This window comes from Rathayibacter agropyri (genome assembly GCF_013249015.1).
Lineage (GTDB): Bacteria > Actinomycetota > Actinomycetes > Actinomycetales > Microbacteriaceae > Rathayibacter > Rathayibacter agropyri.
Genome location: NZ_JABRPL010000012.1, coordinates 1 through 14,719 on the forward strand (window position 1 = coordinate 1; position 14,719 = coordinate 14,719).

The window sequence follows — 14,719 nt, forward strand, 5'->3', positions numbered from 1 at the left end:
TTCCCAACCTCATTCGTACGGTCACCCGCCTCGAACTTTATCGACTCGGCTGGTAAACAACCTTATGAATAACGCTCAAAGCATCGCCGGTCATTGCAAGCAATAACAGAAAAAGGACCTCTAAGGAGCCGACCGCCACGATCAAGGCCTTCACCAACGTCAATAAGGCCCGAACAGGACGCAGACGCGGAAGCAGCGAGTGGGGGGACTTGATCGAAGCAACTTCAGCCATTCCCTCATCGTACTAGATGAGCTGATTTTGCCTCACCTAATGGAAGGGACCCTTACTCCTCGCCTCCCTGAGGAGCCGAGGTCGTCGCGGTGGTCAGACCGAGCGGAGGTCGGCGAGGCCGTGGCGCCCTCGCCGCTCTTGACGCTCGCCATCGCCCGGACCGAGAGAAACTACCGCCTTGCGCGCGGGAGGGCCGCGGCTGCAGGAGCCGCAGTCCCGCTTCGCGTCAACCCACCTGGGGTCAGATGGGAATGTGGGCATCGTGGTGTAAGTTCCCCTCTACCGACGAGGGAGACACCGATGAACACCACGCAGAAGTTTGTGCCGGTAGGGGAAGCCGTGGCGGACGAGCGCGCGCGAATCGCCTTCGGGCGCGCGGGCGTTAGACGTGACGACCGCTACGCCATCGCGATCAGCGATGACGGAGAAATCTTGCTCACACCGCTGGTATCCATCCCCAAGCGGGAACTGCTGGTGTGGGAGAACGAGCAGATCCGCGAAGCGGTCTCCCGCGGCCTGCTCGAGAGCGCAGCTGGCGAGACGGTCGAACTCGGCGACTTCAGCACCTTCGCCGAGCCAGGAGCCGAAGACACCAACGAGTGAGCCCCTTCACGCTCCGCTTCACCCGGGAAGCGGCCGAAGTGCTTGCCAGCCTCGAGGGCGATTCGCATCTCGAGAAGAAGCTTAAGAAAGTTCGAACGGCGCTCGGTCGGCTTCAACTGGACCCCAGTTACCCATCCTTGAGATCCCACAAGTACTCCTCACTGAGCGGAACCAACGGTGAGGACGTGTGGGACTCCTACGTGGAGAACCGCACTCCATCCGCCTGGAGGATCTTCTGGCACTACGGTCCCGGGGCCGGGACAATCACTGTGATCGCGATCACGCCTCATCCGTAGGTGGGAGCGGCCTCTACCGGAGGACGACCGAGCGCTTTCTCCGCGAGCGGTCATCTTCTCCCCGTTCGGAATCTGCCTGCGCAGAAAAGGAACAAATCCGCTTCTACTTCGGCTACGAGCAACGGCGACAGTCATTCCTTCACGATGGAGTTGATCACATGAATGGCCGGCCCTGCGTTGGAGTGCGGCCCAGCCTGTCAGGCCGGAGCGCTCCTGAATTCCGCCAGCATCGAGAGCGCGTGCGCGACCTGCTCCGGCCCGCGGACGCGGTAGGCGGCAGCGGTCGTGCCCTCGCCGCTCTTGATGCCGACGTCGCCCGGACCGAGGACGGCGAAGGCGTCCTCATCGGTCACGTCGTCGCCCGCGTAGAGCACGGCGGTCGCGTCGGTGTAGCGCCGCAGGTGCTGCACGGCCTCGCCCTTGGTGGTCGAGCGGACCGAGAACTCAAGCACGTTCTTGCCCTTGCGGACGGTCACGCCCTGCACCTCGGCGCGGGTCTCCGAGAGGGCGACGACGTGGGCGACGCGGCTGTGGCGCTCGGTCGCGAGTCGGGTGTGCAGAGCAAATCCGGCGGGCTTGTCCTCGATCCAGACGTTGTCGATCCCGCGGGCGATGCCCTTCAGCACGTCCTCGAGTAGGCCGACCTTCTCAAGTTCATCGGTGTTCAGGCGCACGGCGTCCTCCTCGGGGTCGAGGCGAATCTCGATGCCGTGGGAGCCGACCAGCAGCGCCTCGTCGGGCAGCTGCGAGACCTTCTCCAGGCTCTCGAGCGCGCGTCCCGAGACGAGGGCGACACGAGTGGCGGGAAGGGCGAGGAGCCGGAGCACGGCCTCCCGCGCCTCCGGGAGCGCCCGGGCCCGCGCAGGGTCGTCGACCTCAGGCGCGAGGGTGCCGTCGAAGTCGAGCGCCACCAGGATGCGGTCGGTCGCGGCCAGCTCGCGCAGTGCTGCGCGGAGGCGGTCGGGGACGCCCTCGCTCATCGTGCGCCGCCGTCGAGCGTGCGGTCATTCGCCGTCTCGCGCTCGAGCTCGGCTGCCTGGCCGTACGCGGCGTCGTCGCGGTGTTCCGCCTCCTGGCCCTGCGGCGCCTCCGGCCCGCGAGCGGCGGGGCGGACATCGAGTTGCTGACCGGCCGCATGCTCGGTGAGCGCCGCGAGGAACGACTCCGACCAGCGCGCGACGTCGTTCTCGAGCACGCGGCGGCGCAGCGCCCGCATCCGGCGCGTGCGCTCGACGCGCGGCATCCGCGCTGACGCCTCCATCGCATCCTTGAGCCCCGAGATGTCATGCGGATTCACCTGCACGGCCTGCTTGAGTTCGTCTGCCGCTCCGGCGAACTCGCTCAGCACGAGCACGCCGTCGTTGTCGAAGCGGGAGGCGACGTACTCCTTGGCCACGAGGTTCATCCCGTCACGCAGGGCGGTGACGAGCATCACATCGGCGGCGAGGTAGAGCGCCACCATCTCCTCCCGTGGATAGCCGTGGTGCAGGTAACTGATTGCGGGGTGTCCGAGCGTGCTGTAGTCGCCGTTGATGCGCCCGACCTGCAGCTCGATGTCGTCGCGCAACTGGCGGTAGGTGTCGACGCGCTCGCGGCTGGGACTCGCAACCTGCACGAGCACCGCGTCCTCAGAGGTAAGACGGCCGTCGGCCAGCAGCTCGCCGAAAGCCTTCAAACGGTGGCCGATCCCCTTGGTGTAGTCGAGGCGGTCGACCCCGAGCATGACCGTCTCAGGGTCACCCAGCTCGGCACGGATCTCGCGAGCCCGTGCCTGAATCGCGGGGGTCCTGGCCATCGCCTCAAACGACGCGGAGTCGATCGAGATCGGGAAGTGCCGGGCGACGACGGGTCGGACGCTCGCGCCTCGGCGGGAGCGGTTCACGCGTCGGGTGCCGCTGACCGCGTCCTCCTCGACCGGCACCTCGACGACGGTGCTGCGAGTGTCGTAGCCGAGCAGGCGGCGAACCGCGCGCAGGAAGCTGCCTGCGTCACCCTGCCGCTGGAAACCGATCACGTCGGCGCCGAGCAGACCCTCGACGATCTGCCGACGCCACGGGAGCTGCGCGAAGATCCCGTAGGGCGGAAACGGAATGTGGTTGAAGAAACCGATCGTGATATCGGGACGGAGTTCCCTGAGCATCTTCGGTACCAGCTGCAATTGGTAATCCTGCACCCAGACGACACCGTTCTCCTCCGTCACGGCCGCGGCGGCCTTGGCGAACCGCTGGTTCACGCGCACGTAGGCGTCCCACCACTCCCGGTGGTAGCTGGGAGGAGCGATGACGTCGTGGTAGAGGGGCCACAGCGTGTCGTTGGAGAAGCCCTCGTAGTAGTCCTCGAGTTCCTGCGCGCTGAGTGCGACGGGCACGATCTGCACGCCGTTGTCGACAAAGGGAGCGACCTCCTCGTCGGCGACACCGGGCCAGCCGACCCAGGCCCCCTCGTTCGCGCGCATCACGGGCTCGAGCGCGGTGACCAAGCCGCCAGGAGAGGTCTTCCAGGAGGCCGTGCCGTCCTCGGCAAGGACGCGGTCCACAGGGAGTCGGTTCGAGACGACCACGAACGCGTTGCGCTCGGTCCCTCCGCGAGTCTGGTCGGCGGCGGGAAGAGGGGAAGCGGTGTGCGAAGGAATGGTGGTCCCAATCGTCGGTCGAGCCGTCGTCGTGCGCGTCGAGGCTACCAGCCCGCCCCTGATGGGGGCCGGGGTCAGCCGTGGACGAGAGCGAGCGCGAGCGTTGCTCCGCCGACCGTCGGGATGACCGCGACCAGACCCAGCAGCGCATACTGGCGCCACGAGATGTGCACTCCGAGTGCGGTGAGCCGCTGGTGCCAGAGCAGCGTCGCGAGCGAGGCCCACGGCGTGATGAGAGGGCCGGCGTTGACGCCGATCAGCAGGGCGACCAGGCGCACGGGATCCGCGGCGACCGGCTCGAGGGCGAGGTACGCGGGCAGGTTGTCGACCAGGTTCGAGGCGACCGCGCCGGAGCCGGCGAGCCGCAGCAGATCGAGGGTCCCACTCCCCTCTCCCGCGACCACGGCGAGCGCGGCTCCCAACCCGAGCTGGTGCGCCGCCTCCATCGCCACGAAGAGGCCGGCGGCGAAGACGACGAGCTGCCAGGGCAGGAGCGAGGCCCGCAGCGCCGCGGGCTTACGGAGCGCGAAGAGGACGATCAGGGCGAGCGCGGCGACGGTCGCCGGGATCCACACCTCGAGCCCCGAGACCAGGGCCGGAAGGAGGAGCGCCACGACGATCCCCGCGCCCGCGAGCAGCGTGCGGTCCGCCACGGGCGTCCGCTCCCCCGGCGAGTACCGCCCGGCGAGCTCGCGTCGGTAGCGCACTGCCAGGATCACGACGGGCACGACCGCCGCGACGAGAGCCGGCACCGCGGTCAACGCGGCGAAGGCGAACGGGCCATCGACGCCGAGCCTGCGCTGCGCAAGCAGGTTGGTCAGGTTCGAGACGGGCAGGAGGAGGGAGGCGCAATTCGCCAGCCAGACGGTCGCCATCGCGAACGGCAGCGGCGAGACGCGCACGTGCGCCGCGAGCAGCACGACGACCGGGGTCAACAGCACCGCGGTGGTGTCGAGAGAGAGGAACACCGTGCTGACGACCGCCATCGCGACGACCAGCAGCCAGAGCACGGCGGTGCGCCCGCGGCCCCAGAGCGCGGCCCGCTCGGCCACCACCGTGAAGACCCCGGCCTCCGACGCCAACTCAGCAACCACGGTCACCGCGACCACGAAGCCGAGGATCGGCGCCGTCCGCTCGACCAACTCGCCGAGCGCCTGCAAGGGCAGGACCCCGGTGACGACGGCCACCGCCCCGACGACGAGGAGGACCGCTCCGATCACAGCCGTGCGCATGTCGTCCCCGTTCTCCTCGGCGTGCCCCGGCACGAGGACAGCGGTCCCAGCGCGGTCCACCGTAGCGGGAGAACGCCTCGGTGCTGTCAACCGTTCCTCTGAGAGCTTTCGCACCCGCTAGCGTCGAGGTGAACACGGGAGGCACACGTATGCGCAAATTCATCCTCAATTCCAGCGTCATCAGCGCGATCGTCGGCGGCTGGTCGATCCTACAGACCACGCGCAAGGGCCCCCGCGACTGGCGCCTGGCACTGCAGTGGGTGAGCTGGGCGATCTCGGTCACCGTCGCCCTGGGTTCGGTCTCCTACGACTCGAAGCAGCTCGTCACAGAAGAGCGAGGCAAGAAGCGCGACCGCTGAGCAGTGCTTCCTCCCCGTGAAGCGGCGTGTCAGCCGGTTCGCGGGTGTGAGCACGACGAGACTGGATCCTGTCGCTGCTTGCACGGGAAACGGGGTTCACCATGAGGTTTCGTCTGAGGCGCCGCCAGCCTGCGCCGGAGTTCATTGCGGCCCCCGCCCTCACGCAGGACCAACTGTTCGCGGTGGTTCACGAGCGGCTGGCGGCGTTCGTCGGCTCCGAGGGCGCCTGGGTCGTCACACGCCGCAGCCATGACGACCGCGACCCGATCTTCCACGGGATGCTCGCGCGCTCTCTCGCACACGAGTTGTCGGCCGCGATTCAGGAGGAGCAGCTGCGTGCGGGCGTCGAGCGAACGGAGAGCCCGGTGACCGCTGCGATTCCGGCGATGCGCGCGTCTACTCCTCCGATCGAGCCCGCCGCGCTCACGTGGGAGCCGCAGCCGATCGCCGTCTGGGCAGAACCGACTCCGGCCGACATCTCCATCCCCGCTTCCCGCTGAGCCCGGTCGAACGCGGCCGCTCTAGAGCAGCCGCGTTCGCAATCAGGGACGAACGGCGCCGACAACGGGTTTCCCGGCCTTTCCCGCGGTCTCGACCTCGATGACGCGCACGTAGCCGGAGCAGGCCGCTTCAGAGCGCTGGCCACCTCTCGGGGCCCTGGCTGCCGGCGGGATACTCGTCAAGCGGCACCGCATCCGCGTGCCACGCGTCGATCGCGGGCTGCACGATCCGCCACGACTCCTCCGCCGCGTCTCCCCGCACCGAGAGCGAAGGATCATCGTCCAGGATCCCCGAGATGACCTCCCCATAGGCGAGCAGCTCACCCTCACCGAATGTGGCCTCCAGCGAAGCGCGCTCCAGCGCGTACGGGTCGCCGGGGCCGTTGATGTTGAGTTCGAGCGCCATCTCATCCGGCGCGAGGAACAGCCGCAGCACCGACGGCTCCTCCGTACCGTGAAAGCCCGCGGGCAGGTGCGGCACCGGCTTGAAGCGGATGACTACCTCGCGCCTGCGCTCGCCCAGCGCCTTGCCTGAGCGCAGCGTGAACGGCACTCCCGCCCACCGCCACGTGTCAATCTCGACGGTGAGCTCGGCCAGCGTCTCGGTGCCGCGCTCGGGGTCCACGCCCTTCTCCTGGGCGTAGGACGGCAGCTCGCGCCCGTCGATCGTCCCCGCCGTGTAGCGGGCTCGCCGTGAACTCGCAGCGGGGTCGTCACCGCGCAGACGCGTCGCGCGCAGGACGATCGACTTCGCGTCGCGCAGGTCCGCGGCGCCGAGCGTCGATGGCGGCTCCATCGCGATCACCGCGAGCACCTGCAGCAAATGGCTCTGGATCATGTCCGTTAGCGCACCGGCGCCGTCGTAGTAGCTCGCGCGTCCCTCGAGGGCGAGCTGCTCGTCATAGACGATGTCGACGCTCTCGATGTGCTCGGCCGACCACAGCGGCTCGAAGATCCGGTTCGCGAAGCGCAGCCCGAGCACGTTCATCACGGTCGCCCGACCAAGGAAGTGGTCGACGCGGTGGGTGCGGTCCTCGGGCACGAGAGCGGCCAATCGCTCGTTGAGCGCTCGGGCGCTCGCCTCGTCGGTGCCGAACGGCTTCTCCAGGGCGAGCACCGTGCCCTCGGGCAGCCTGTGCGCGGCGAGCGCCTCGCACGCTGCGGCCGCGATCGCGGGAGGGAGCGCGAAGTAGACCGCGACGGGCCCGTCGCAACTCGCGAGCAGAGCAGCGAGCGCCTCCGGATCGGTCACGTCGACCTGCTGGTAGCGCGTGCCTGAGACCAGCGCGTCGATGCCGGCCCCGGTGGCCTCGACCGTACCAAACGATGTGGTGAGCACGTCGTGCCACTGCTCCTGCGTCCAGTCCTCCCGCCCGGCCCCGACGAGGTGGACCCGTCGGTCGGTCTCGCGCGTGAGCAGTTGCCCGACCGCGGGGAGGAGCAGGCGGGCGGACAGATCCCCTGTCGCACCGAGGATGAGCAGGGTCGAGACCGTCTGTGCCATGCGGCTCACCCTACGGCCCAGACGGGCGCCGCTCCGCCGCGACGAGAAAGCCCCCACACCTGCGAGGATCACCGCATGGTCTCCCCCATCGAGGACTACGCCGTCCTCTCCGACTGCCGCACGGCCGCTCTCGTCTCCCGCGATGGAGGCATCGACTGGTTGTGCCTGCCCCGCTTCGACTCCGCCTCGATCTTCGGCGCCCTGCTCGGCGGTGACGACCAAGGACGCTGGTCGCTACGGCCGGTAGACGGCGAGGCGACGAGCGAGCGCCAGTACCTCGGCGACACACTGACGTTGGTCACCCGCTGGACGACTCCGACGGGCGTGGTCGAGGTCATCGACGTGATGCCGCTGCGCGACGAGCGCGCCGAGCTCGTGCGCCGGGTCCGCGGCGTCTCGGGCGCCGTCCGGATGCGGCAGGAGCTTCGAATCCGCTTCGACTACGCCCGCACCATGCCCTGGGTGCGTCAGGAGGGGACCGACGAGGATCCGCTACTCGTCGCCGTCGCCGGGCCAGACGCGGTCGTGGTGCGCGGTGTCCGCCTGCGCGCGGTGGACCACGCTCACGTCGCCGAGTTCGATGTGGCCGCGGACGCGGTCATCGACCTCTCGATGGCCTGGTTCCCCTCGCACCAGCGCTCCCCGAAGCGCCTCGACGTCGATCGTGCCCTCGAGCGCACCCACGCCTGGTGGACGAGGTGGGCGTCGGCGATCGACTACGACGGGCCGCACCGCGAGGCCGTCGTCCGCTCGCTCCTGACGTTGCGCGCCCTGACCGACGATGAAACCGGCGGCATCGTCGCCGCCGCAACCACGTCCCTCCCCGAGCAGTTCGGCGGCAGCCGCAACTGGGACTACCGCTACGTGTGGCTCCGTGACGCCGCCCTCACTCTGCAAGCCCTGCTCGCGCACGGCTTCGAGCAGGAGGCGCAGAAATGGCGGGCCTGGCTGCTGCGAGCGGTCGCCGGTGCTCCGGAGGACGTGCAGATCATGTACGGCCTGGCGGGCGAACGCGACCTTGCCGAGCGCACGATGCCGAGCCTGCCGGGCTACGACGGCGCCTCCCCCGTGCGGATCGGCAACGCCGCCGTCGACCAATACCAGGCTGACGTCATCGGCGAGGTCATGGTCGCGCTGCACGAGGCGCGGGTGGTCGGAGTGGACGAGACGGAATTCTCGTGGCCGCTCCAGCGCGCGCTACTGGGCTTCGTGGAGGAGCACTGGCAACGGCCAGACAACGGTATCTGGGAGATCCGGGGCGAGCCACGGCACTTCACCCACTCCCGGGTAATGATCTGGGCGGCGCTGGACCGCGGGGTCCGTGCCGTGCGCGAGAGCGGGCTTCCTGGCCCAGTCGAGACCTGGGAGCGGCTGCGCGATGAGGTGCGGGCCGAAATCCTGGCCCAGGGCTTCGACAGCGAGCGCGGCCACTTCGTACAGTCCTACGGATCGACCGAGGTTGACGCTTCCCTCCTGGTGCTGCCGATGGTGGGCTTCGTCGCCGCCGACGACCCGCGGATGCTGGGCACCGTCGCTGAACTGGAGCGGGTACTCCTCCATGACGGCCTGCTGCATCGCTACCGCACCGAGTCGTCGGTCGACGGCCTGGCGGGCGGCGAGCATCCGTTCCTCGCCTGCTCGTTCTGGCTGGTGCGGCAGTACGCCTACTCGGGCCGGCTCGAGGACGCGCGAGCGCTGATGGACCGCCTGGTCGGCCTCTGCAACGACGTCGGCCTGCTCTCGGAGGAGTACGACGTCGAGGGCCGCCGGCACGCGGGCAACACGCCGCAGGCGCTCTCGCACCTCGCGCTCGTGCAGGCCGCCGACGCGATCGCGGCGCAGCGGTGAGGCGCCAGCGCGACCTCTGATCACCCGGCCGATTCTGCCCCTGGCTTGACTTCGAGCGCACTCGAAGTCGTAGGTTGGCGCCATGCCCACCGCCACTGCCGCCCCGGCCGAGACCGGGGCGCTGTCGATCTCGCAGGTCGCCGCCGTCACCGGTCTCACCGTGCACACCCTGCGCTACTACGAGCGCGCCGGTCTGATGCTCGACCCGGTCGAGCGCGCCTCGTCGCAGCACCGCCGCTACCGGCCGGCCGACGTCGGCTGGGTCGACTTCCTGACCAAGCTCCGCGCGACCGGCATGCCGATCGCCCGGATTCGCGAGTACGCCCGGCTCCTGCGCATCGGGCCGGCCACGGAGCCGGAGCGCCTCGCGCTGCTCCGGACCCACCGCGAGGAGGTCGAGGCGCAGCTCGCCCGGACACACGCCAGCCTCGCCGCGATCGACATTAAGATCGCGGCGTATCAGGAGAGGACCACCACCCTATGAAGACCATTACCCTCGGATCCGCCGTCGCCGCCCTCGAGGTCTCCCGCCTCGGCCTCGGCGCGATGGGCATGTCGGCGTTCTACACCGGAGCCGGCACCGACGACGCGGAGTCGATCCGCACCGTGCACCGCGCCCTCGAGCTCGGCGTTACCTTCCTCGACACCGCCGAAATCTACGGCCCATACACCAACGAGGAGCTGCTCGGCCGTGCCCTGGCTGGCCGCCGCGACGACGTCGTGCTGGCCAGCAAGTTCGGCATGATCCAACACCGCGGAGACGGGAGCCGCGGACTCGACGGCTCCCCCGAGAACCTGCGGATCGCCGTCGAAGGCTCGCTCCAGCGCCTCGGCACCGACCGCATCGACCTCTACTACCAGCACCGGATGGACCCGAAAGTGCCGGTCGAGGAGACGGCGGGAGCGTTTGCTGAGTTGATCCAGGAGGGCAAGCTGCGCGGCTACGGCCTCTCGGAGGCGGCGCCCGCGACGATCCGCCGCGCCCACGCCGTGCACCCGGTCACCGCGGTGCAGTCGGAATACTCGCTCTGGACCCGCGACCCCGAAGCGGAGGTGTTGCCGGTGCTTCGCGAGCTCGGCATCGGCTTCGTGCCCTACTCGCCCCTTGGCCGTGGCTTCCTGACGGGCAGCATCCGCTCGGTGGACGAACTGGGCAGCGATGACTTCCGCCGCAACAACCCCCGCTTCGCCGACGGAGCGCTCGAGGCGAACCTGCGCATCGTCGAGGCCGTCGACAGGGTCGCCGCCGACGCCGACGCGACGCCCGCGCAGGTGGCACTCGCCTGGCTGCTCGCGCAGGGCGACGACATCGCACCGATCCCCGGCACCAAGCGCGTTTCGCGCATCGAGGAGAACGCCGCCGCCGACGCCCTGGTGCTCACCCCCGAGCAGCTCGCCACCCTCGGCTCCCTCGAGCCGCCCGTCGGCGACCGCTACGCCGACATGAGCTCGATCGGCCGCTGACCTGACTCCCTCTGCGCGAGATCCCTCTTGGGACCGCTTTCCCCGGCGTGTCGCGTACCCAACTGGCATCTCGCGCAGAGGGAGTCAGTCACGCGGAGGAGTGTCGCGCAGATTGATGAGGCCGGTAAAGAGAGCGCCGCGCTCGTCGGAGCGCTTGTCGCCCGAGAACAGGTTGTCCGGGGGTGAGGAGGCGTGGCGTCGGGGCGTGGTCGGCTCGCTCTCCATCTCGACGCGCTGGCGCGGCAGGGCGACCGGATCCTTCTCGTGCAGCCACGAGACGAGTCGCTCGCGCACGTAGCAGCGCAGGTCGAACAACGTCGGCGCGTCCTTCGCCGTGACCAGCACGCGGATGCGGACGAAACCGCCGGTCGCGTCGGTCACCTGCAGCACGCTGGTGCGCCCGTCCCAGAGGTCAGTCTCCGTCAGCATCCGGTGCAACTCACTGCGCATCTGCTCCGGGCTCACCCGCCAATCGAGGTCGAGTTCCACCGCGCCGAGCAGCTCGGAGCCGGTGCGCGTCCAGTTCTGGAAGGGCTTGGTCGTGAAGTAGTTGGTCGGCAGCACCAGGCGGCGGTCGTCCCAGAGGTGCACGACCACGTAGGTCAGCGTGATCTCCTCGATCCGTCCCCACTCGTCCTCCACGATCACCACGTCGTCGAGCCGGATCGCGTCGCTGAAGGCGAGTTGCATCCCGGCGAAAATGTTCGTGAGGCTCGACTGAGCCGCGAGCCCCGCGACGATCGACAGCACACCGGCCGAGGCCAGCAGGCTCGTGCCTGCGGTCCGGGCTTCCGGGAAGGTGAGCAACGAGGCTCCGATCGCGATGACGACGACGGCCGCGATGGCGACCCGGCGGATGATCGTCATCTGGGTGCGGAGGCGGCGGGCACGCCGGTTGTCGGCGGTATCCGTCCGGTAGCGCGCGGCCCCCAGATCCTCGAGGAACACGAAAAGCGCGCCAATGACCCAGGCTGACGCCGCGATCGTCGCGATCTGGAAAGTCCGCTCGATGAGCTCTGGCCACGTATCACCGGACACGGTCGCGGCCAAGGCCGTCCAGACGGCGAGCGTCACGAGGAGAACCCGCAAGGGGACGCGAATCCGGCGGATGAGCAGGCGCGCCCAGGTTTTGCGCTTGCCGATCGAGCGGAGGGCGAGAGCGGCGACGGCGGTCGCCACGACAGCGATCGTCATCGCAATCAGCACGGCGAGCGCGATCGAACCGATCTCGGGGAGGACGTCTTGAGGCACAGGTGTCCTTTCTTGGCGGGAGACGACCGCGCACCATCGAGCGGATCGAACAAACAAGCTTTCCACGGATTCGCGCGCTAGGCCGTCCCCCGCTGCCCCATGCTGCGCCAACACCCAGGCCCCCGCGAGATGCCTCTTGGGTACGCCTCCGCCGGCGTGTCGCGTACCCAAGAGGCATCTCGCGGGGGCGCCGGACGAGATGCGGATGGTTGGGGGGCTGCTAGCGTCCCAGGATCGAACGCGAGGGAGCATCATGTCCAAATCGTCCACCAGTGCCGCGCTAGTCGCGGCTGCCGCCGTCCTCGTTCTTGCTGGCTGTTCGGCAGCGGGCGGCGAGGCCCCAGCAGACACCCCCTCCCCCTCGTTCTCGTTCCCCGCCGCGCCCACCGCCACGGATGCTGCGAGCCAGCGCTTCGCCGGAACGGACGGAACGGGCCTCGATGACCCCGCCACCCTCGACGGGGTCGCCGCCGCGCTCTCGGGAACCAGCGCCTTCACCTTCGACGCCGGCGCCGCCCTCTCCTCCGAGAACGCGCCGTACTGGAACACCGACACCGCAGCACTCTCGTCGGCCGGCTTCCCAGCAGATGCCTCAAGCACGGATCCCGCGAAGGGCTACTGGACCTTCCGCAACGACGCGGGCACGGCGATCTTGATCATCCAGCGGCGCCTCAAAGACAGCGACCCGCAGGTCAGCGACGAGGCTGCGACCCAGCACGCGGTCGATGTCTCGGGTCCTCAGGGGGACGTGCAGCATGTCTCCCTGGCCCTGAAGGGCGGTGGAACGATCGAGGCTCTGCGTACCGCCCTTGCCCCCGCGGAGGATGGGCTCGCCTGGGGCTCCGTTCTGCGCTCCTTCACACAGCCCGGCATTGCCGTGCAGATCATCGCGACCGGCGCCGATCAGACCCGGGCCGATGACGCGCTCGATCTCGCGGTTCGGTCGACCACCGTCGGTTTCCACGGTGTGCTGCCCCTGGTCGGCGGCCCCACCGCCGCCCCGACCGACCGCTGACCGAGCACCACATTGAGGGAGAGCCATGATCATCCGACCCCTGTCCTGCACGCTTCTGGCCATGTCAACCGTCCTCGCTCTCGCGAGCTGCGCCAGCCAGGGAGGCGAGACTGCCCCGACGCCCGCCGTCACGTCGTCGTTCTCCTTTCCCGCCGCGCCAACGGCACCCGCCCCGAGCGCATCCTCGCCCACCGAGAAGGGGATCACCGGAGCCGCCGACGCCTCAACCGGCTCCCTCGGTTTCACGGACGGAGCCGCCCTGCACGCCACAGACGAGCTCTTCTGGGCCATCAGCACGTCGACGCTGAGTGAGCACGGCTTCGAGCTCGACGCCGCGAACTCCAGCATTGCGAACGGCCGCTGGACGTTCCGCGCCGGCGACGGCTCGGTCCTCACGGCATTGCAGCAGCGAGTGACGGACCTCTACTCCACGGCCACCGACGAGGACGCGACACGGCAGGTCATCGTGGCCTCGCACATCATCGACGACCCGCAACCCGCAACCCTGGCCCGCCAGGGAGGCGGCACGGTCGAGGCGCTCGGCGGCGACCGCGCTCCTGATGCGGACGGCCGATCCGTCGGAGCACTGTCACGGAGCTTCGCCCGCACGGGCATCAACCTGTCGATTCTCGCCGAGGCTCCGAGCCCAGCGCGGCTGACCGAAACCCTCTCCGTCGCGGCGCAGGGCCTCGAGGTGGGCTTCCAGACCGGCGGCTGACGCGCTGCACCCGGGTGACGACGAAGCCCCGCACGTCAGGACGAGGTGCGGGGCTGTGTGGTGCACCCCCTCGGACTTGAACCGAGAACCCACTGATTGCCTGGCCGCCAAGCCAGTGTAAACACGGGTGAAGCTGGGTGATCCCTGATTCTAGAATTAGCCTGGTCGGCGGCCCATTCTGCTCAAACCCGAAAAACGAGGATCACCCACGGTCAGTGGCGTTCAGAAAGTCCTACTGACTGTTTCCTGACTCAGCGCACTCACCGCAGGGAGTCCCGCTCATGCTCTAGCGCGGGATCAGCACCGACAACGGGATGCCCAGGACGATGATGCTGACGACGAGATGGAATCCCGTGGTGCTCCATCCCCGCCTCCACGTACTCTCAGGGCCACGCCGCGCCAGCTACCCAAGTAGGACGCTCCACGGGTTCGGGATGAAGCCGACCACGAGCACTCGGCGCACGACACTCCAGACTCGTCCGCAGTCGTCGCACCGCGAGCTAGCCCACCCCCCTGCACCCCGCGAAGAGGCCGACAGGTGCCTGCGGTAGCCGACACTCATGCACCACGGGCGCCGGTCCTGACTGCTCGGGCTCGTAGAGGTATCCCACGGACAGCCTCCTATGGTCCCGGCGTCGTCCTTGATCCCTGGACCTACAGGTGCTACCACTTGGGTAGCCGCAGACAGGTCATACCTTGAGCCGGTACGCTGACCAAAACCGATGGGGGTCTCGTGCGAGTTTCAGAATATTTTCGTCTGGGTCTGACGCAGCCCTCGCTGGAGTTTCTCGACGTTCACATCGACGCCGACACAAGGGTTTTTGTCGATCCCCACGCGTTCCGATTCCTGAAGACGGATTGGGCGATCGAGAGCGTGGCCCTTCTCGAAGACTTCTATGACCATCTTCTCGAAGCGGTGCGACGGCGCGACAGGGTGGCAGCGACTGCTCTCCTTAAGTACTCTGGGGAATCCAACAAAGCTCACCTTAGAGCGTTATTCATAAGGTTGTTTACCAGCCGAGTCGATAAAGTTCGAGGCGGGTGACCGTACGAATGAGGTTGGGA

At 68.6% G+C, this 14,719-nt stretch carries 15 protein-coding genes; 9 read left to right on the forward strand and 6 right to left on the reverse strand.

Annotated elements, in window-relative coordinates; all coding sequences use genetic code 11:
• Positions 1-37 precede the first annotated feature (37 nt).
• Positions 38-232, reverse strand: a complete 195-nt coding sequence (locus HRF29_RS14375; protein ID WP_173249537.1) for a hypothetical protein — start codon at positions 230-232, stop codon at positions 38-40.
• A 300-nt stretch (positions 233-532) separates the two neighbouring features.
• On the opposite strand from HRF29_RS14375, the gene HRF29_RS14380 reads away from it, so the two are divergent.
• On the forward strand, positions 533-835 hold the full coding sequence (locus tag HRF29_RS14380) for a hypothetical protein (protein WP_173249538.1): 303 nt from the start codon (positions 533-535) through the stop codon (positions 833-835).
• Positions 832-1,131: a hypothetical protein gene (locus HRF29_RS14385; RefSeq protein WP_173249539.1), complete on the forward strand. Its 300-nt coding sequence runs from the start codon at positions 832-834 to the stop codon at positions 1,129-1,131. Before HRF29_RS14380 ends, HRF29_RS14385 begins: the two co-directional genes overlap by 4 nt.
• Positions 1,132-1,328: 197 nt before the next feature.
• Here the strand turns inward: HRF29_RS14385 and otsB are convergent, their stop codons facing one another.
• From otsB to HRF29_RS14400, 3 genes are all read right to left on the reverse strand, one after another.
• A complete protein-coding gene (otsB, locus tag HRF29_RS14390) occupies positions 1,329-2,111 on the reverse strand; it encodes a trehalose-phosphatase (protein WP_173249540.1) in 783 nt (260 codons plus the stop codon).
• Positions 2,108-3,667 (reverse strand): alpha,alpha-trehalose-phosphate synthase (UDP-forming), encoded by a 1,560-nt coding sequence (locus tag HRF29_RS14395; RefSeq protein ID WP_425503140.1) that lies wholly within the window; start codon positions 3,665-3,667, stop codon positions 2,108-2,110. Before HRF29_RS14395 ends, otsB begins: the two co-directional genes overlap by 4 nt.
• Positions 3,668-3,837: 170 nt before the next feature.
• Positions 3,838-4,995 carry an ArsB/NhaD family transporter gene (locus HRF29_RS14400; RefSeq protein WP_173249542.1) on the reverse strand — a complete coding sequence of 386 codons (1,158 nt, stop codon included), beginning with the start codon at positions 4,993-4,995 and terminating at the stop codon, positions 3,838-3,840.
• A 149-nt stretch (positions 4,996-5,144) separates the two neighbouring features.
• On the opposite strand from HRF29_RS14400, the gene HRF29_RS14405 reads away from it, so the two are divergent.
• Both HRF29_RS14405 and HRF29_RS14410 read left to right on the forward strand, forming a co-directional pair.
• Positions 5,145-5,354: a hypothetical protein gene (locus tag HRF29_RS14405; protein WP_173249543.1), complete on the forward strand. Its 210-nt coding sequence runs from the start codon at positions 5,145-5,147 to the stop codon at positions 5,352-5,354.
• A 101-nt stretch (positions 5,355-5,455) separates the two neighbouring features.
• Positions 5,456-5,854 carry a hypothetical protein gene (locus tag HRF29_RS14410; RefSeq protein ID WP_173249544.1) on the forward strand — a complete coding sequence of 133 codons (399 nt, stop codon included), beginning with the start codon at positions 5,456-5,458 and terminating at the stop codon, positions 5,852-5,854.
• Between the two features lie 130 nt (positions 5,855-5,984).
• On the opposite strand, the gene HRF29_RS14415 is transcribed toward HRF29_RS14410, so the two are convergent.
• Positions 5,985-7,358: a glucose-6-phosphate dehydrogenase gene (locus HRF29_RS14415; protein WP_173249545.1), complete on the reverse strand. Its 1,374-nt coding sequence runs from the start codon at positions 7,356-7,358 to the stop codon at positions 5,985-5,987.
• 75 nt (positions 7,359-7,433) lie between these two features.
• Here HRF29_RS14415 and HRF29_RS14420 point away from each other — a divergent pair, with 75 nt between their 5' ends.
• The 3 genes from HRF29_RS14420 (at position 7,434) to HRF29_RS14430 (ending at position 10,670) form a co-directional block, all read left to right on the forward strand.
• A complete protein-coding gene (locus HRF29_RS14420) occupies positions 7,434-9,206 on the forward strand; it encodes a glycoside hydrolase family 15 protein (protein WP_173249546.1) in 1,773 nt (590 codons plus the stop codon).
• 82 nt (positions 9,207-9,288) lie between these two features.
• Complete coding sequence (locus tag HRF29_RS14425) at positions 9,289-9,690, forward strand: MerR family transcriptional regulator (protein WP_173249547.1); 402 nt, start codon at positions 9,289-9,291, stop codon at positions 9,688-9,690.
• The gene (locus HRF29_RS14430) at positions 9,687-10,670 is read left to right on the forward strand and encodes an aldo/keto reductase (protein ID WP_173249548.1); all 984 of its coding nucleotides are present in this window, start codon (positions 9,687-9,689) and stop codon (positions 10,668-10,670) included. Before HRF29_RS14425 ends, HRF29_RS14430 begins: the two co-directional genes overlap by 4 nt.
• A gap of 84 nt (positions 10,671-10,754) precedes the next feature.
• Here HRF29_RS14430 and HRF29_RS14435 read toward each other — a convergent pair whose 3' ends face one another.
• Complete coding sequence (locus HRF29_RS14435) at positions 10,755-11,921, reverse strand: mechanosensitive ion channel family protein (RefSeq protein WP_425503141.1); 1,167 nt, start codon at positions 11,919-11,921, stop codon at positions 10,755-10,757.
• Positions 11,922-12,174: 253 nt separating this feature from the next.
• On the opposite strand from HRF29_RS14435, the gene HRF29_RS14440 reads away from it, so the two are divergent.
• Together HRF29_RS14440 and HRF29_RS14445 are read left to right on the forward strand one after the other, a co-directional pair.
• Positions 12,175-12,936 (forward strand): hypothetical protein, encoded by a 762-nt coding sequence (locus HRF29_RS14440; protein WP_173249549.1) that lies wholly within the window; start codon positions 12,175-12,177, stop codon positions 12,934-12,936.
• Positions 12,937-12,961: 25 nt separating this feature from the next.
• Positions 12,962-13,654: a hypothetical protein gene (locus tag HRF29_RS14445; protein WP_222929664.1), complete on the forward strand. Its 693-nt coding sequence runs from the start codon at positions 12,962-12,964 to the stop codon at positions 13,652-13,654.
• Positions 13,655-14,719 lie beyond the last annotated feature (1,065 nt).